Origin of the sequence: Acetobacterium sp. (assembly GCF_041752335.1) — a bacterium.
GTDB lineage: Bacteria > Bacillota > Clostridia > Eubacteriales > Eubacteriaceae > Acetobacterium.
Genome location: NZ_JBGSHG010000030.1, coordinates 1 through 16,658 on the forward strand (window position 1 = coordinate 1; position 16,658 = coordinate 16,658).

The following is a 16,658-nucleotide window of genomic DNA, read 5'->3' on the forward strand; positions in this document are numbered from 1 at the left end:
ATCATTTTCTTGAACGCGGTATTGTTTACCACCTGTTTTAATAATTGCATACATGATTCTACACCTCCTCATACCAGACTCGCCACAAAAGGTGCTTTCGACTTAAAACCTTGTGTGTGCGGCTACATAACTTTATAAATAATAACATGTTCAGCTCTTGAAGTCAACTAAAATAATAATAATCAGAAATGATCATAGTTAAATTTCTTAAAATACGAAACTTTTCAATTATTTGGTAGTTTTTCAGAATAATTGGGTATAATTAAACAAAATGAGCTTTAGGAGGAAAATGAAATTGCAAAAAAGCATGTCTAGAATAAAGATAGTGGCCGTCGTTTTACTAATTGTGATTGCGATCGGATTTATTATTTATAATTTTTATCCAAAGATCAATCAAACAATGCAAAAGGATAAAATTATAGCCGTTGCCAAAGAAAACCCTGTCGAGGTTGCCGATCGCATTGATTTTAATTCCTTACTGACGATCAATCCCGACACCATCGGTTGGGTTCAGATCGAAGGGACCCCGTTGGAATATCCGGTTGCGCAAACCGATAACAATGATTTCTATCTGTCCCATAATTTTTTAAAGGAAGCATCTTTCGAGGGCGCAATTTTTCGGGACTACTTAAGTGATCCCGTCACGACCCGGAATCACGTCCTCTATGGTCATTATATGTCCGATGAATCAATGTTTGGCAGTTTGTGGAATTATCAGGATCAGGCCTATTTCAAGCTCCATCCGATGATTCAGTTTGACCAGCCTGGCAATCCCGGCGACTGGGAAATTTTCTCGGTTTACATTACCGAAGCCGAATACGATTATCGCCAGCCCAGCTTCGCCAACGATACCGATTTTATGAACTATATGAATCGGCTGAAAGCGCGGTCGCTGTATGACACCGGGGTGGTCGTCTCGCCAACTGATGAAGTACTGACCCTATCCACCTGTATTTACACCTTTGATGATGCCCGCTTTGCCGTTCACGCCCGAAAAATAAAATAACTATAAAAATGTCCGCAACTTAGACATCATTTATCGTGATGCTTAGCTGCGGACACTTTTTTTAATGCGTTTACGCTATCATCGACTATTTGTTATCGACAACTGCTTTCTTTCCCAGTTTTCTTAATTCACGTTCAGGCTTGATTACTGTTTCTTCATAATCAAAACATTCTTTAGCAATGACATTGCTTAGAACCAGCAGTGAAATCAGGTTTGGAATCGCCATCAAACCATTCATCGTATCTGAGAAATCCCAGACAATCTGCAGGGCTGTAGTGGCTCCGACAAAAGCTACCAAACTGTAAAACAAGCGATAAACTTTTACTGCAATCGGTGCTTTAATTAAATATTCCAGTGATTTTTCGCCATAATATTCCCAGCCTAAAATCGTCGAGAAGGCAAACAGCATAATCCCAATGGTGACAATGTATCCGCCGATGGGTCCAAGGGCCGATTCAAATGCAGAAATAGTCAAAGCTGCGCCACTGAGCAACTTACCGGCTTCGGTCATGGTGCCCAGTACCCCGGAAGAAGCAATAACCAACCCAGTGATCGAACAAACCACCAGGGTATCAAAGAATGTTCCGGTCATATTGATATAACCCTGTCGGGAAGGATGATCGGTTTTGGCCGCAGCCGCAGCAATTGGTGCCGAACCTAGGCCCGCTTCATTTGAGAAAACACCCCGGGCAACGCCCCAACGCATGGCGCTGAGCATACTGGCAATCACGGTACCGCCAACACCGCCGGCGACAGCCATTGGTGAAAAAGCCATGGCAAAGATCTGGGCAATACCTGCTGGTAGATTTTCAAAATTAATAATAATAACTAATATCCCAGCAACAAAATAAAATATGGCCATAAATGGCACAATTACGCCACAAACCCGACCAATGCTTTTAATTCCGCCCAGTAGCACAACAATTGCCAGGATCGTAATCACCGCCCCGGTAATCCAGGTTGGAATACCAAAGGTTCCCAACACAGCCCCGGAAATAGAATTTGCCTGGGTCATGTTACCGATTCCAAAAGAAGCAATCACGGCAAAACCTGAGAACAGCACCGCCAGAACCGATCCGATGGTCTTGTTCTTAAAACCATTTTTCATGGCATACATCGGTCCGCCGGCCATTTCGCCTTCTTTATTTGTTTCCCGGTACTTAACCGCCAGAACACTTTCACCGTATTTTGTCGAAAGACCAAATAATGCACTGATCCACATCCACACCAAGGCGCCGGGCCCCCCCAGTACCATGGCTGTCGCCACACCAACAATATTACCGGTTCCAATAGTTGCTGCCAGAGCCGTCATCAAAGACTGGAAGGGTGAAATATCCCCACTTGACTCTTTTTTTGATGGATCCTGTTTAGCAAAAACCGATTTCAACGCATAGCCCAAGTTTCGCCACGGCAAAAATTTCAACCGAATCGTTAAAAAGATCCCGGTTCCCATGAGCAACGCCAGCATTACAGGTCCCCAAACAAAATTGTTGACTGCTGCAATAATTTCCGAAAAATTCATCTTAACCCCCTTAAAAATATAGTGGGATTATTTTATCATTATTTTTCTCACTTCACAAGACTAAATTGAACTAAACTGATTAATGACAAGTATTTACCGTCAACTGATCTGGATCCCAATCAAGAGGTAATTATTGTCTTTTTTGCAGATGTCTTACCAATCTATAAAAAATTAAGTCTGGCTTTAACCGCAGCATTGAGCTTTATCCGACAACCGGACTGATTAAGGGAGCAAACAATTCATAGGTTTCTGGTTCAAACCATAGTTTCATTTCAGCCAATAAGGATTCGGTTGAATCGCTGCAGTGAATCAAATTGTAGCAGCACCGATCTTCCCGGTCGGCGTTTTCAAAAGAATCCGTTCCCAGATCGCCGCGGATCGTTCCTGTCACCGCCTTGGCCGGATCGGTAGCGCCGGTCAATTCCCGGGAATTGGCAATGGCATTTTCACCGTTCTGACTGAGAATAATCGGAACCATCGGCTTGCCGACAAAAGCTGCGATGGCCATTTTCTTAAAACTCTCGCCCAATTTCTCAACAACATGAGCATAATGAGTTAAGATTAAGGTTTCGTCTGCACTCTTAACTCCCAGCATCTCAATCTGGAATCCATCCTCAATAAACCGTCGGATAATTGGTTCTACTAATTCATCTTCCAACGCGTCCGGTTTCATAATAATTAAAGCATATGTTTTCATTTCTAATCCTCACTTTCAGGTTTTACTAGAGATATTTTATCGATGTCGGGTGAATTTAGCAAGTTGATTCTGAATTAACAAACTCAAAAAACGCTGAAGCCGATCCCGCATCACTATGCAGAACCGGCTTCAGCTTTCAACTTCTGATATCATTCCTTTTGGACTCACCCCTTTCAATTTACCAAAAATCCTCTTTTCACTTTTCTCAAGTAATAAACACTTAACTTTTGAATTTTTTCTGGGATCTTTTTTCTTTTTATTCAGATTTTTTACTGAATCGCTTTTAGACATTCTAGAGAACTTTTTTAATCCAGGAATTTGTTTTTCTAAATCCAGCAATGATTTTGTTCTAGATTTAAAGAACGATTTGTTGATCTTCCGGTAATTTCTTTGAATCAGATATGCCACTGTTGAAATTCAGGAATGGTCTTTCTTCTTAATCCAATCATTGGTTACCTCTTACTCGCTGAACCTTACTATGAATCTAAACTTGTTTTTCAAAAGCCAGAATTTTTTCTTCTGAACTTCAAAACGTCTTCCGGGTATTCTATTAACTTACTCTATGGATTCTGAAAGCGCATCCTGCTAAACCCAGGAATGGTTTTTCTTCTCGATTCAGAGACTTGCTCTCATGATTTTGGAATTTATTCTTTTAACTCAGGAAATTGGTTTTGGTTAGGAATGGTTTTTCTTCTAAACGGTTACTTTTCTCCCGGATAATAAAAATGTTTTCTTTTAATCAATCTTGTCTTGTATCCAGTTATTTTATCTGAAGATTGAAATCGAGCAATTCGTTTTTTTTAAATTGTTCTCCCATTTTTTTCTTTTCGTTTGCAAATTGTTACTCCCATCAGGTGGATTATTATCTTTGATCCATTATTCGTATTTATGGCCACATCATTTTCGTACTATTAATTCTTGATGCTCTTTTCCCATAATGTAAATACCGATCTCTAACCAATCGCACAATGATTGTCTGCAGACTTACCAATTCGGTTCTGGTAACTGTTGCATATCAGAAAGTAACAATCGATAAAATTTTATTCAGTTATTCGGTATCGCATTAAATTTCTATCTCTAATAGATCACCGTCTTTCTTTAATCTTATCGGCAGTTAAGGTTTATTTACTTTTCAATGACCGTGTCAGTCAATCTGGAAAAGGATTGAGTTGATCTTTGATTTAGCTAAATTATAGCACGTTTTTTTTAAAGGTCAAGTCTTTTTTTGTAAACGTTTTTATACCTTATGTAAACCTTAAGCATCGGCTGTAATTAGCAATTTTTCCCGATGAATCTCGATTGTGGGGTCAATCATAAATACGACGCTATTTTGATTATTGATACTCTCTAAAATCTGTTCTGGCTTCACACATTGTTGCTCAATATAAATCAAGGTCATCTTGACATTGACCTTATTTGTTTCCGGGTCGGCAAATACCGCAATGGACTCAATAAAGGGCCGAATATCTTTTTCCACATACTTCCCTTTTTTATTTCTTTTCTGGATCAAAATCTGAGGCAGCGCTAAATATGACTCGATTGCTTCGGACAGTGCTGCTAAATCTGTTTCCGGCACGACGTTGATGCGAATCATATAGACGCTTTTGCTCAGCGCTGCCGACAGCGAGCCAACCCCTTCGCCACAGATTTTAGCAGAAACGATTTCCAGACCATTGGGCAGCACCTTATTCATCCGGCTGATAAATGTTTCGACATCGATGTCCTCTGACACAATCACTTCGCCGTATTCGCCATCACTGGTCAAGCCCACCGACATCGCCAGGGCAAATGACATTCGGGGATGGGGATTAAAACCCTGGGAATATTCAACCGGCATATTAGCCCGACGAAAAGCCCGCTGAAACAGGCGCTGCTGATCCAAATGGGATAAAAAACGCAGCGGTGTGGAGCGCTTAAACTGATATTGAATTTTAACCATTGCATTTCCATCCTTTCTTGAATTCCATAATGCCGCAATTTGAACAATTTTCCGGGCAGAAGGGGGTCGTCACAGCGGCTTCGGCTTTTTGCGCCTCGGCTTTTAAAAATTTCTTGGTGACCCCGGTATCAATGAAATCCCAGGGTAGGATTTCGTCGTAGTCGCGGTTTCGCAAGGCATAGAAATCCGGATCAATCCCTGCTTCGGCAAAGGCTTCGGTCCATTTCTGGAGATCAAAATATTCGCCCCAGCCATCAAAACGGCAACCCTTTTGATGCGCTTTTTCCAGCACCATAGCCAGGCGGCGGTCGCCCCGGGCAAAAACAGCTTCCAGGAAGCTGACCCCGCTATCATGCCAGCTGTAGGAAATCTTACGTTCTTTAATACTGGCTTTTAAATGACGTTGTTTGTTCCTAAATTCTTCCGGGGTGTTCTGTCCCATCCATTGGAAGGGAGTGAACGGTTTCGGCACAAAAGAAGAAGCACTTAAGACGACTTTGAGACTTTTGTTGCGGGACTCCCGGTCAATTTTATAATACTCATCGACGACCTTTTGGCCGAGATCGGCAATGCCTTCGATGTCTGCCAGGGTTTCGCCCGGCAAACCAATCATAAAGTAGAGCTTGACGTGTCCCCAGCCCTTTTCAAAGGCGGTTTTGACGGTATCCATCAGGTTTTCCTCGGTTACGCCCTTATTGATGACGTCCCGCATCCGCTGAGTTCCGGCTTCCGGGGCCAGGGTCAAGCCGGCTTTCCGGACTTTTTGAATTTCTTCCAGCATCTCAATGCTTAAGGAGTCAATCCGCAGGGATGGCAACGAGATACTGACTTTGCCAGATTCAGCATCACAGACCAGGTTTTTGATCAGGGTTTCAATTTCACTGTAATCACCGGTGCTCAGGGATGACAGTGAAACCTCATCATAACCGGTGGCTGCGATCAGGGCTTTAATTTTTGACTGGATCGTCGGTACGGTTTTTTCCCTGGTGGGCCGGTAGATCATCCCCGCCTGGCAAAAGCGACAACCGCGGCCACAACCTCTAAAGATTTCGTAGCTGATCCGGTCATGGACGGTTTCGGTATAAGACACCACGATTTTATCCGGGAAGTAAGCCTGATCCAGATCTTCAATAAATTGTTTACGGATCGTCGCCGGTGCTTCTTCAATAAGCGGGGTGAAGGCGGTAATCACCCCGCTTTTTTCATCATAACTGACCACATAAAATGCCGGCACATAAACCCCTTCAATTGCAGCTGCCATTTTCAAAAAGTCCTGACGGGTGCCGCCGGCTTTTTTCCACTCCCGGTGGGCGGCCATAATTTTCAGGATCACCTCTTCCGCTTCACCGATGACAAAAATATCAATGAAGTCAGAAAGCGGTTCGGGATTATAGGCGCAGGGCCCCCCGGCAATGACAAAGGGCTCGGCTTCTTTTCGCTGGGCGCTGCGCAGGGTGATCTTGCCTAATTCCAGCATATTTAAAATATTGCTGAAGCTCATTTCATATTGCAGCGTAAAGCCGACAAAATCGTAGTCGTTTAAAGGCATCATCGATTCAAGTCCATACAGCGGCAGATCATTGAGCCGCAATTGCTCTTCCATATCCACCCAGGGCGCAAAGACCCGCTCACACCAGATATCTTTTTCTTCGTTAAGTAATCCATACAGAATTTTCATGCCCAAATGGGACATGCCCACCTCATAGGTATCCGGGAAGGCAAAGGCAAAGCGAATCATCTCCGGACTCGGGATCTTATGGACCGCATTCACCTCATTGCCAAGATAGGTAATTGGTTTTGTGACCAGGGGTAAAATATTTTTTTCGATATAATTATTCATTCATTTCCTCATATTTATAATTTTTTAAAAGTCTGCCTAATTTTAGCACACCTTATCTTACATGATTCTTATCAGCTTGTACAGTCCCCGCCTCAGAATAAATATTCACCGTTTCAGCCTAGCTCCGATCATTATTCAAAAAGGTGCATTTGATAAACGATATCAATTGTGATAGACTACTCCCTGTTTGAAAATTTTAAGTCAGGTATTGCGAAACTGCACTCAAAGCTCACGGTTGTTTTGCAATTATCTGAAATTTTATGTTCGTGAAAGGAGAAAAAATTGTTTGAAACAGTAGATGTGGGCATTTTGTCCATCATTCCACCAATTATTGCCATTGTTTTGGCTTTGATTACTAAAGAAGTTATTTCTGCTTTGCTGATCGGAATCCTCTCCGGAACTCTGATTTATGTTGTTAGCAGCGGCGGCGGCGGCCTGGTTGAAATGGGCACGGTGGCTTTTGGCCTGATTGCCGAAACCGGGGGTGAGCCTGGTAAATTCAACATCATCTTATTTTTGGGTCTGCTGGGGGCCCTAGTTTATGTCGTGACCATTGCCGGAGGTTCGCGGGCCTATGGTAACTGGGCCGCGACCAAACTTAAATCCCGACGCAGTGCTCAGCTGGCCACCAGTGTTCTGGGCGTGATTATTTTTGTCGATGATTATTTCAACTGCCTCACCGTGGGTACGGTCATGAAGCCAGTTACCGACAAGTATCAGATATCCCGGGCCAAGCTGGCTTATATCATCGATTCTACCGCGGCACCAATTTGCATCATCGCGCCGATTTCCAGTTGGGCGGCAGCTGTCGGCTCAACGCTTTATGAAACCGGGGCGTTTCAGAATGAACTGAGTGCCTTTATCGCGACGATCCCCTATAATCTCTATGCGTTGTTAAGCATTTTGATGGTCATTATTCTTTCGGTAACCAACCTCGATTTCGGACCGATGGCCCGGGTTGAAAAGCGGGCCATCGAAACCGGCGAATTGGGTGCCCTGGATACCGAACTGGAAGAAAAAATTCTGATGGATGGCAAGGGCACAATCTGGGATCTGATTATTCCAATCAGTTCACTGATTGCCTTTTCAATCTTATCGATGCTCCAGAACGGCGGCTATTGGTCAGGCGCAGGCTTATCCCTGTCGGAAGCCTTTGGCAATTGCGATGCTTCGGCGGCTTTAGTGATGGGCGCTTTCTGGGCGCTGGTAGTGACCTTCCTGCTCTTTGTTCCCCGAAAACTGATTGATTTCAAAACCTTTATGGGCGGGATTGGTGAAGGGATTAAAACCATGGTTCCCGCTTATATCATCCTGACCCTGGCCTGGACCATCGGAGCACTGTGTCAGGATCTGCTCGGTACCGGCCTCTTTATTGGCGAACTGGTCAAAGCCAGCAGCATCCCGGTGGGGCTGATTCCGGCGATGATTTTCCTGGTCTCGGCACTGTTATCCTTTTCCATCGGCACCGCCTGGGGTACCTTCGGGATCTTTATTCCAATTGTCGTGATGATCTCCCAATATACCGCCCCGGAACTGATGGTTGTAACCTTATCGGCGACTCTGGCTGGCTCCGTCTTTGGTGATCATTGTTCGCCCATTTCGGATACTACCATCTTATCCTCAACGGGAGCCGGCTGCGATCATATTCAGCACGTCTCAACCCAGATGCTTTATGCCATGTTAGTGGCCGCCTGCAGCTTCGTGGGCTATCTGGTGGCTGGTTTAAGCTACGGAAATCTGCTGTTGACCTGGGTCACCTCGGTGGGACTGCTGATTGTTTCCCTGGTCGTCTTCCATCGTATTTCTAAAACCAGACTCAATCAACTGAAGTTCTCCAACTAGATTAATACCATTAATTTAAAATGTCCGCCATTCTAAAAATTGAAATGGCGGACATTTTTATTTTGCTTCAGGGTTCTTTCCAGATCAGTTCGCCTTTTCGTTGCTGCAATGATTCTGTAATCACTTCATTTTCAGCAATGGCCTCCAGGTATTGATGGATGCAGTTGGCCTGCTCCGGGCTTTCCAATACTGATAGCTCCCGGGTGTAAATCTCCTTGGCTTTTGCTAAGGGAAATATCCGTTTATGAATGCCGGTTTCGTAAGTCAGTTCCGGGAAAACGCCCTTTGTCCATAACAGGTTGAAAATATAGTTCATCTTATTAAACTGACGAACATAGTTCTGATCGGTCAGGTGGTAGAGTTTTTCTTTCAAGCTGCTGTGCCGTTCCACAAAGGATGATAAATAGCAGTAGCCCCGGGAGTACTCCATCATTTTATAGAGATGATCCGGCTTATGAATGGCCGGGGACATGCTGGCGATGACCAGATCGAAGGGTTCCGTATAGTGGAAGTGATCCCAATCCGAGTGAATGAACTCGGAGTTTTTCAGACCTGCTGCGGCGGCATTGGCGCTGGCATAACGGAGCATCTTTTCGGAAAAATCCAGGCCCACCACTTTTTTGGTTTTTTTAGCCAGTTCAACCGCAAATTGTCCCGATCCGCAGCCGATATCCAGGATCGTTGATTCTGCGTTGATAATCTCTTGATCAATCAGGGCCTGGACCTTTTTTTTGCGGTTTAGCTGGGCGTCTGCGGTTGCTGACGAAAGGTTGTACTCTTCCGCCCGGAAGTCCCAAAATTCTACCGTCGGTTCTTTTTTCTGATTATCACTTAACCAGAGTTCCTCGAAATATTCTGTATTTAAATGCATCCGGCATTATTCTCCTTTATTTCTTAAATTCAATCATCGATTAATAAAAAACAAACCGGCCAGACAAAGCGCGATTCCAACCAGATGATTGATGGTCAACAGCTCTTTATAAAATAGTATGCCAATCGGGATCAGCAAGATGGCCAATGAGATATTGGCTACCAGCGAACCTAAACTGATGTTCCAGCCGGCCCGGTAGGCCGTAATATAACCAAACTCCAGGGCAACAACCGAAATCCCCAGGGCGTAGCTGGTCCAGTTGAGCCGTTTAAATGATTGGACGATTCCTTCGTCCAGACCATTAGTCAACATCAGAACCAGCGTCAATAGCGCCGCCACCAGATAGGTGACCAGCAGGGACAAAAATGGATTGGCAGTTGCCGGGGTCGACTTGGTACAGATATTATAAAACACATTGGCGGTGACAATTAGAATAATGGGCAGATAGTAGGTTAATTCACTCACAGCTGTAAAGCCCTCCCCTTTCAATTATTACGATCTTTGAAGTGACGTTAGCTTTTTTTAGTATCGAAAATGCCTAATTATGATCTGGACAGTCATTAGATGGCCGGTTTCCGGTTGCGGACAATGCTCAGCATCAGTCCGCATTTTTTATCCAGGCATTGCTGAAATCTTCTGTTAAGGTCTGAAAATCGCGATAGGGTTTTTCAATATAAAGCAGACGTTGGATGACGTATCGCTGGGCCTGATTTAAATCGAGCTGGCCAATTAAAAATTTATTTGGTTCGGCGATCATTTCGTCACAGCCTGATGCCAGCCGCAAAAAGACATCGCCAATTCCCCAGAAGTCGGGAATAAAGCGGCGATTAAACCGTGACACAGGGCCGGCTGAACCAAAATCAATCAGGGCCAGCTGCGCACCAGTCCATAAAATATTGTCGGTTTTGATATCGCGGTGACTGATGTGGAGCCCTGACAGATACTCCATCACCGTGATTAATTGCGCCATGATCGCCGTAATTTCAATTTTATTAAAGGCATAATCCGATTCCAACAAATCTTCCAGCGACTGCCCCGGCATTTGTTCCATTACCAGACCGTAGAAACCGTCCCGATCAAGGACCTGGATCAATTGGGGAATGGCCGGATGGTCAATCTTTTTTAGAAATTTACTTTCTCGGGCCAATTTTTCTTTGCGGCGCTTGACGTCATTGGGATTAAAAATTTTTAAGACATAGTGAATTTTATCTCGGGATACCAGATAAGCAGTTCCAAAACGTCCCTGCCCTAAGGTTCTAATCAGCTGAAAGCTATCATGAGCAAGGGTTCCGCGGAGCGTTCTGATGCGGTTACCACTCAATCTCATCAACCGATAAGGGTTTCTCATTAAGATAACTTTTCTGAACCTGACCATTTTTCATGATGATGACCTTGTCGGCCATCGGCGTTATCGCCTGATTATGAGTAATCAGAATCACAGTCATCTTTTCTATGCGACTGGTTTCCTGAAGCAGCTTTAAAATATTTTTTCCAGTATTGTAATCCAGGGCTCCAGTAGGTTCGTCACAAAGCAGGAGTTTCGGCCGCTTGGCCAAAGCTCTGGCAATGGCCACCCGCTGCTGCTCGCCCCCGGACAACTGGGATGGAAAATTACCCAGCCGTTCTCCCAAACCGACGCTTTTTAAGACAGTCTCTGCGTCCATCGGATCATGACAGATTTGGGTCGCCAACTCCACATTTTCAACGGCGGTCAGGTTTTGAATAAGATTATAAAACTGAAACACAAAACCGGTGTCATAACGCCGATATTCCGCCAGCTCGCGGCGACTCAGAGCCGCCACATCTTTTTCCCCAACAATCACCTGGCCCTCATCGCAGTTGTCCATCCCGCCGAGAATATTGAGCACCGTTGTTTTTCCAGCCCCGCTGGGCCCAACCACCACCGCAAATTCGCCTTCATCAATGAAGAAATTAATCCCATTGGCAGCATTGATGGTCACTTCCCCCATATGATAACGCTTATGTACATCTTTAAATTCTATAAAATGTTTCATCTTTTCAGTCCTTCTTAAGTTAATCGAGGAGTCGCTCCCCACGCAAACATTTATGCTGCTACCAGTATAGCGAATAAATCCCAGAAAAGCCAGATTAGCTCAAAAAAAAAGAAAGGTTTCCCTTTCTTTTCGGTTATTTTTTGGCTGGTTCCCATTTGCATCGCACCGGGGAAACAATGGCTTCTTCTTTTTTTAGCTGCTTAAAGGCTTTGTCTACTTCTTTTCGATCAACCTTCAAGGCTTTTTCGACTTCACCTGCCGTCATGGGTGCTCCATGCTGTTCCATATAAGCTAAAACTTTATCCTTCAGTTCCATAATAGCCCTCCAAATCAATTCATTCTTTTTACAGATTATAGCAAAATAGTCTTAATTGGGTTTTAATTGATCCAAAGTTTTTATTGAAACGGCTTAGTTTTCAACCACTGCAACAATAGCCGACTGATTCATTTTTTTACTTTGAATCCCTAAAATATGGTTCAATACTAAAGCGATGGCTGCAAACACGATAATAACGACAAAGGTTGAATTGTAACTGTTACCAGAGCTTTGTAGTAAGTAGCTTGAGATCATTGGTCCAATGATGGCCGCCGGAACCAGTAAGAAATTTGACAAACTGAAATTCAGCGGATAGTTTTTCGAACCAAAGCTTGAATTGATAACAACGGAGGACAAGGCCGGTACCCCGCCATAGGTAACCCCAACGGATAACAAACCGATGAATATTAAGATGACATTATTCATTGTTGCTCCTAACAATAAGAAAACGCCAGCAACCAGCAGGAGAATGGTATTGGTTGCCATCGCTTTGCCTCTGCCGACCTTATCGAACAAGGTGCCAATAACCACCCGACCGCCGCCATTAAATACAGAAACCAGCAATCCCAATTGGGCCGGCGCTCCAAAAGCCACCGCAATGGTTGCAGCACTACCGATAATCAATAATCCTGATGCGGTAATCATAATCCCCCAGAAAAAATAGGTCCAGAAAACTCCGGTTTTTAACATTTCCCCAGCAGAATACTCTTTCTTCTGACTGGGTTGACCTTCTGTGGCAACGGCTTTTTTAGAAGCCATTTCTGGTTTCTTGATAAAGAACGATCCTACCGACATGACCACAGCTCCCATGATCGCCAGATAGAAGAAAGTTTCCAATACCCCAACACTACCAATTAAAGAGCTGATCATGGTACCGAGAATCAGTCCCCCGAGACCAAAACCCATCAGCAAAATCCCTGAAGCTAAACCGGCTTTTTCGGAAAACCAGGGCACAATGGCGCTGATAATTGAATTGTAACCCATGCCGACGCCGGTTCCGCAGAGTACCCCATAAAACAGATACAGCAGGATTAGACTTTGTCCCGGCTGGGTCGGATCGATTTTCGAGACACCGAAAAAACCAATAAACAGCATCGCTGCCGCCATTAAAACAATGTATTGGTTTTTGATAAAGCGGGTTAATTGCCCACTGACAAAACCGCCAATACAAAAAAAGATAATTGAGATAGTAAAATTAAGTGATAAGTTCGTGACTGTCCATGTTTCAAAGAGCTTGTTCAGCGGTGCCCGAAAAATTGACCAGGCATATAATAATCCCAGAAACAACAGCATGATGGTCGCTACCGCAAGGTAGACCCATCGTTTCAAATTCTCATTTTTCATCATTTCCCTCTGCTTCCAAAAATTTTCTTGCTTTATTGTATCAGCTAGCTAAAGTAAACACAATAACAATTATCAGTAATTGTTATGCCTCTTACTGGTTTTTATCATTCTACTGGACAGTTTGATTTAAAAAGATTAAAATAAATCAAAAGCTACTAACCAGAAGTTACAACAGGAGGAAACCATGGATTTATCATTTTTTATTGGACCGATACTAGGGGGCATTATCGGACTGATCACCAACGGCATCGCGATAAGGATGCTCTTTCGCCCCATAAAAGCCATCAAGTTTTTGGGGCTGACCTTACCCTTTACCCCGGGCTTAATTCCCAAAGAAAAACCACGAATCGCCAAGTCGCTGGGGGATGTGGTGGCCAACAATCTGCTCAACGAGGACGTCATCAAGAATGGCCTGCTGGCACCGGAAATAGACGCCAAGATCGACGTCGCCGTGAATCGACTGATCGCTAAAAAAAGCACCAGCGATGAAACCCTGCGAGAGCTATTTTACTCGTTTTCCGGCGCTGAACGGGGTGAGCAAATCATCACTGATGTGACGACCAAAATGGTCGGGTTTTCGTACGAGCGGATGGTCAAAATGGAATTAGGTCCGCTCTTATCTGAAATAGCGGTCACCGAAATTGTCAGCAATCTACAGGGGTCAATGTTTGCGATGCTGATCAATGAAAACCTGATCAGTTCCGCCAAGGTCAAAATGTCTGAGATTATTGAACGGATGGTGATTGAAAAAGGCGAAGGTATTCTCGACAACATCTTCGAAAAAGAAAGTAATAATCTCCTCGACAAACGACTTTGCGATCTTTATCGTCAATATCAGGACCGCATTCCAGAATTTGTCGCCTGGGTTATTTCGACCTATCATCAGCTGATTGAGAAAAACATCAGTGTTTTAATTAATGCCCTGAACTTATCAAAACTGGTCGAAGATCAGATTAACGGCTATGATGTCCTGACTTTTGAAAAAATGATTCTGGAAATCATGCGCAAAGAACTCAACGCGATTGTCTGGCTGGGCGGATTATTGGGCTGCATCATGGGTCTGGTAATGTCTTTTTTTTAAGTGAGCAAAACAGGTATTTAAAAAAGGAGCTAAAAATGACTAAAAAAGTAGCAATTAATTGGGATCAATTAGGATTTGATTATATAAAAACGGATTATCGGTATCTGTCGTTCTGGAAAGAGGGTCAGTGGGATGACGGGGTCCTGACTGAAGATAATGTCTTGCATCTGGGCGAAGCGGCGCCCTGTCTGCACTATGGGCAGCAGTGCTTTGAAGGACTGAAGGCCTATCGGACCAAAGCCGGCGAGATTCAGTTATTTCGGGTTGACCAGAATGCCAGGCGCTTCCAGGATTCCTGCCAGCGGCTGCTAATGCCGGTTATTCCTGAGGCAACCTTTATCAAAGCCTGTATCGATGTGGTTAAGGCCAACGAAGCCTATATTCCGCCCTATGGTACCGGCGGCTCGCTGTATATCCGTCCGATGATGATTGGGGTGGGCAACAGTGTGGCCGTCAAACCGGCCAATGAATATATCTTCACGGTTTTCTGTATGCCGGTGGGTGCTTATTTCAAGGGCGGCCTGACGCCAGTTAATTTTATGGTCTCCGACTATGACCGGGCGGCTTGCAACGGCACCGGTCAGCAGAAGGTTGGCGGCAACTATGCAGCCTCAATGCTGGCGCATGAAATTGCTGTTAGGAAAGGCTATGCGGATTGCATTTATCTGGATCCCACCACGCACACCAAAATCGAAGAGGTCGGTGCCGCCAATTTCTTTGGCATCACCAGAGACAACCGCTTTGTCACCCCCGACTCCCCCTCGATCTTACCCAGCATCACCAAATATTCGCTGCTTTATCTGGCCGAACATGTTTTAGGGATGGCCGTATCCGAAGAGGATGTTTTCATCGACGAGCTGGATCAATTCAGCGAAGCCGGCGCCTGTGGCACCGCCGCCGTGATCACCCCCATCGGCGGTATTTTCCACCACAACCGGCTGCACGTTTTTTACAGCCAAACCGAAGTGGGCCCGGTAACCAAAAAGCTCTACGATACCCTCACCGCCATCCAACTGGGCGATCTGGCCGGTCCCGAAGGCTGGATTACCCATCTATAATCACTTTTATCGCTGAATATCTCCAAAAGAAAAACGATGGGTTTACGCCCATCGTTTTTTACTTTATTTTTGCTGAGCAGGTCGTTTCTGCTTTTTCTTTTTGCGGACCGAGTAGCCGAAGCTGCCGACCTTTTCGCCCAGGCCAAAGTATTCACCGTGGACGTAGGCCAGTAGATCGGCCTGATCCAGATGGAGTTTACCACTGGCATCAATCAGGGCGTCTTCCACATGGACCGCCAGAATCTCGGCCATAAACAGATCGTGGGTACCCAGCGGGATGATTTCTTTGACCTGGCATTCCATACTCAAGGGGCTGGCCGCCAGCATCGGACATTTCACCGCATCACCAGGGATTGGGGTTAAACCCATCCGTTCAAATTTATTCATTTCCCGACCGGAGCGCACTCCGCAAAAATCAACGGCTTTGACCAACGCCACCGTCGACAAATTGATGGTGAACTCCCGGGTTGCGGCGATGATTTCGTAGGATAAACGGCTCGGCCGCAGCGAAATATAGGTCATCGGCGGTCTGGTATTGAGAACCCCGGTCCACCCCACCGTCAAGATATTTTCTGACGCGGCCTCGCCACAGGTTACCAGCACCGGGGGCACCGGGGCCAGTAATACCGATCCCGGCCATTTTATTTTACTCATTGCGTTTTCTCCTTTGTCTGCGATAAACACCATTATAGCAGTTTTGCGATGATTATGGCAGAAAATCGTCGCCCACCGGGCCACCACCACCGCAAATAAAATTGAATAAACCATTTAAGTACAATTTTTCTTGCAATTTTTGGGCTAAGCCGATAGTATTATAGTTAGAATAGACAGTGGACAGGAGAAATATGAAAACAGAATTATTATTTCTAATTAAGCGCCTATGTGATCTTGAAGAAGAATTCATGGAGCTGACTGAAGAAGAAAAAGAAATCGTCGTTACCACCGCTGAAAGTATGACCGGGAGTCTGGTCTTTTTATTGGAAGCGCTTGAAGATTATTCCATGAGCGGTTTTTATGACGAAGATTGAAACCAACTGAAAAAAACAAATAAGGAGGTAGTTCGATGAAAGTAGCCGCTTTTGTATCCAGCATGGTTGCCCTTGTACTGGGCGCCGCAGCCCTGACCT

The 16,658-nt window shown here is 44.7% G+C and carries 17 protein-coding genes; 5 read left to right on the forward strand and 12 right to left on the reverse strand.

Annotation, left to right across the window (positions count from 1 at the left end; translation table 11 throughout):
* The first annotated feature begins 289 nt into the window (after positions 1-289).
* Positions 290-1,006, forward strand: a complete 717-nt coding sequence (srtB, locus tag ACEW8F_RS04170; RefSeq protein WP_373482215.1) for a class B sortase — start codon at positions 290-292, stop codon at positions 1,004-1,006.
* 85 nt (positions 1,007-1,091) lie between these two features.
* On the opposite strand, the gene ACEW8F_RS04175 is transcribed toward srtB, so the two are convergent.
* The 5 genes from ACEW8F_RS04175 to ACEW8F_RS04195 all read right to left on the reverse strand — a co-directional run bounded on the left by ACEW8F_RS04175 (position 1,092) and on the right by ACEW8F_RS04195 (position 7,004).
* Positions 1,092-2,528: an alanine/glycine:cation symporter family protein gene (locus tag ACEW8F_RS04175; RefSeq protein WP_373482216.1), complete on the reverse strand. Its 1,437-nt coding sequence runs from the start codon at positions 2,526-2,528 to the stop codon at positions 1,092-1,094.
* 202 nt (positions 2,529-2,730) lie between these two features.
* The gene (locus ACEW8F_RS04180) at positions 2,731-3,225 is read right to left on the reverse strand and encodes a nucleoside-diphosphate kinase (protein ID WP_373482217.1); all 495 of its coding nucleotides are present in this window, start codon (positions 3,223-3,225) and stop codon (positions 2,731-2,733) included.
* Between the two features lie 129 nt (positions 3,226-3,354).
* Positions 3,355-3,564: a hypothetical protein gene (locus ACEW8F_RS04185; protein ID WP_373482218.1), complete on the reverse strand. Its 210-nt coding sequence runs from the start codon at positions 3,562-3,564 to the stop codon at positions 3,355-3,357.
* A 916-nt stretch (positions 3,565-4,480) separates the two neighbouring features.
* Positions 4,481-5,164, reverse strand: coding sequence for a TIGR03936 family radical SAM-associated protein (locus ACEW8F_RS04190; RefSeq protein ID WP_373482219.1), 684 nt, complete (start codon positions 5,162-5,164; stop codon positions 4,481-4,483).
* Positions 5,157-7,004, reverse strand: coding sequence for a TIGR03960 family B12-binding radical SAM protein (locus ACEW8F_RS04195; RefSeq protein ID WP_373482220.1), 1,848 nt, complete (start codon positions 7,002-7,004; stop codon positions 5,157-5,159). Before ACEW8F_RS04195 ends, ACEW8F_RS04190 begins: the two co-directional genes overlap by 8 nt.
* Before the next feature lie 282 nt (positions 7,005-7,286).
* Here ACEW8F_RS04195 and ACEW8F_RS04200 point away from each other — a divergent pair, with 282 nt between their 5' ends.
* Complete coding sequence (locus tag ACEW8F_RS04200) at positions 7,287-8,846, forward strand: Na+/H+ antiporter NhaC family protein (RefSeq protein WP_373482221.1); 1,560 nt, start codon at positions 7,287-7,289, stop codon at positions 8,844-8,846.
* Between the two features lie 67 nt (positions 8,847-8,913).
* On the opposite strand, the gene ACEW8F_RS04205 is transcribed toward ACEW8F_RS04200, so the two are convergent.
* From ACEW8F_RS04205 to ACEW8F_RS04230, 6 genes are all read right to left on the reverse strand, one after another.
* Positions 8,914-9,717, reverse strand: coding sequence for a class I SAM-dependent methyltransferase (locus ACEW8F_RS04205; RefSeq protein WP_373482222.1), 804 nt, complete (start codon positions 9,715-9,717; stop codon positions 8,914-8,916).
* 33 nt (positions 9,718-9,750) lie between these two features.
* Entirely contained in the window at positions 9,751-10,182 is a 432-nt protein-coding gene (locus ACEW8F_RS04210; RefSeq protein WP_373482223.1) for a hypothetical protein, read from the reverse strand.
* Between the two features lie 133 nt (positions 10,183-10,315).
* Positions 10,316-11,044 carry a protein kinase gene (locus ACEW8F_RS04215; protein ID WP_373482273.1) on the reverse strand — a complete coding sequence of 243 codons (729 nt, stop codon included), beginning with the start codon at positions 11,042-11,044 and terminating at the stop codon, positions 10,316-10,318.
* On the reverse strand, positions 11,028-11,732 hold the full coding sequence (locus ACEW8F_RS04220; RefSeq protein ID WP_373482224.1) for an ABC transporter ATP-binding protein: 705 nt from the start codon (positions 11,730-11,732) through the stop codon (positions 11,028-11,030). Before ACEW8F_RS04220 ends, ACEW8F_RS04215 begins: the two co-directional genes overlap by 17 nt.
* A gap of 133 nt (positions 11,733-11,865) precedes the next feature.
* Positions 11,866-12,048 (reverse strand): transcriptional regulator, encoded by a 183-nt coding sequence (locus ACEW8F_RS04225; protein WP_373482225.1) that lies wholly within the window; start codon positions 12,046-12,048, stop codon positions 11,866-11,868.
* A 93-nt stretch (positions 12,049-12,141) separates the two neighbouring features.
* The gene (locus tag ACEW8F_RS04230; protein ID WP_373482226.1) at positions 12,142-13,395 is read right to left on the reverse strand and encodes an MFS transporter; all 1,254 of its coding nucleotides are present in this window, start codon (positions 13,393-13,395) and stop codon (positions 12,142-12,144) included.
* A gap of 181 nt (positions 13,396-13,576) precedes the next feature.
* On the opposite strand from ACEW8F_RS04230, the gene ACEW8F_RS04235 reads away from it, so the two are divergent.
* Complete coding sequence (locus ACEW8F_RS04235; protein WP_373482227.1) at positions 13,577-14,473, forward strand: DUF445 domain-containing protein; 897 nt, start codon at positions 13,577-13,579, stop codon at positions 14,471-14,473.
* Complete coding sequence (locus ACEW8F_RS04240) at positions 14,440-15,531, forward strand: branched-chain amino acid aminotransferase (protein WP_373482274.1); 1,092 nt, start codon at positions 14,440-14,442, stop codon at positions 15,529-15,531. Before ACEW8F_RS04235 ends, ACEW8F_RS04240 begins: the two co-directional genes overlap by 34 nt.
* A 63-nt stretch (positions 15,532-15,594) precedes the next feature.
* Here the strand turns inward: ACEW8F_RS04240 and ACEW8F_RS04245 are convergent, their stop codons facing one another.
* On the reverse strand, positions 15,595-16,185 hold the full coding sequence (locus ACEW8F_RS04245; protein WP_373482228.1) for a flavin reductase family protein: 591 nt from the start codon (positions 16,183-16,185) through the stop codon (positions 15,595-15,597).
* A 191-nt stretch (positions 16,186-16,376) separates the two neighbouring features.
* Here ACEW8F_RS04245 and ACEW8F_RS04250 point away from each other — a divergent pair, with 191 nt between their 5' ends.
* A complete protein-coding gene (locus ACEW8F_RS04250; protein WP_026393241.1) occupies positions 16,377-16,559 on the forward strand; it encodes a hypothetical protein in 183 nt (60 codons plus the stop codon).
* Positions 16,560-16,658: the final 99 nt, after the last annotated feature.

Coding starts and splice junctions, on each gene's coding strand:
- ACEW8F_RS04225 (WP_373482225.1), bottom strand. CDS start 12,048: ATGGAACTGAAGGATAAAGTTTTAGCTTATATGGAACAGCATGGAGCA.
- ACEW8F_RS04220 (WP_373482224.1), bottom strand. CDS start 11,732: ATGAAACATTTTATAGAATTTAAAGATGTACATAAGCGTTATCATATG.
- ACEW8F_RS04235 (WP_373482227.1), top strand. CDS start 13,577: ATGGATTTATCATTTTTTATTGGACCGATACTAGGGGGCATTATCGGA.
- ACEW8F_RS04180 (WP_373482217.1), bottom strand. CDS start 3,225: ATGAAAACATATGCTTTAATTATTATGAAACCGGACGCGTTGGAAGAT.
- ACEW8F_RS04215 (WP_373482273.1), bottom strand. CDS start 11,044: ATGAGATTGAGTGGTAACCGCATCAGAACGCTCCGCGGAACCCTTGCT.
- ACEW8F_RS04245 (WP_373482228.1), bottom strand. CDS start 16,185: ATGAGTAAAATAAAATGGCCGGGATCGGTATTACTGGCCCCGGTGCCC.
- ACEW8F_RS04195 (WP_373482220.1), bottom strand. CDS start 7,004: ATGAATAATTATATCGAAAAAAATATTTTACCCCTGGTCACAAAACCA.
- srtB (WP_373482215.1), top strand. CDS start 290: ATGAAATTGCAAAAAAGCATGTCTAGAATAAAGATAGTGGCCGTCGTT.
- ACEW8F_RS04250 (WP_026393241.1), top strand. CDS start 16,377: ATGAAAACAGAATTATTATTTCTAATTAAGCGCCTATGTGATCTTGAA.
- ACEW8F_RS04190 (WP_373482219.1), bottom strand. CDS start 5,164: ATGGTTAAAATTCAATATCAGTTTAAGCGCTCCACACCGCTGCGTTTT.
- ACEW8F_RS04205 (WP_373482222.1), bottom strand. CDS start 9,717: ATGCATTTAAATACAGAATATTTCGAGGAACTCTGGTTAAGTGATAAT.
- ACEW8F_RS04230 (WP_373482226.1), bottom strand. CDS start 13,395: ATGATGAAAAATGAGAATTTGAAACGATGGGTCTACCTTGCGGTAGCG.
- ACEW8F_RS04175 (WP_373482216.1), bottom strand. CDS start 2,528: ATGAATTTTTCGGAAATTATTGCAGCAGTCAACAATTTTGTTTGGGGA.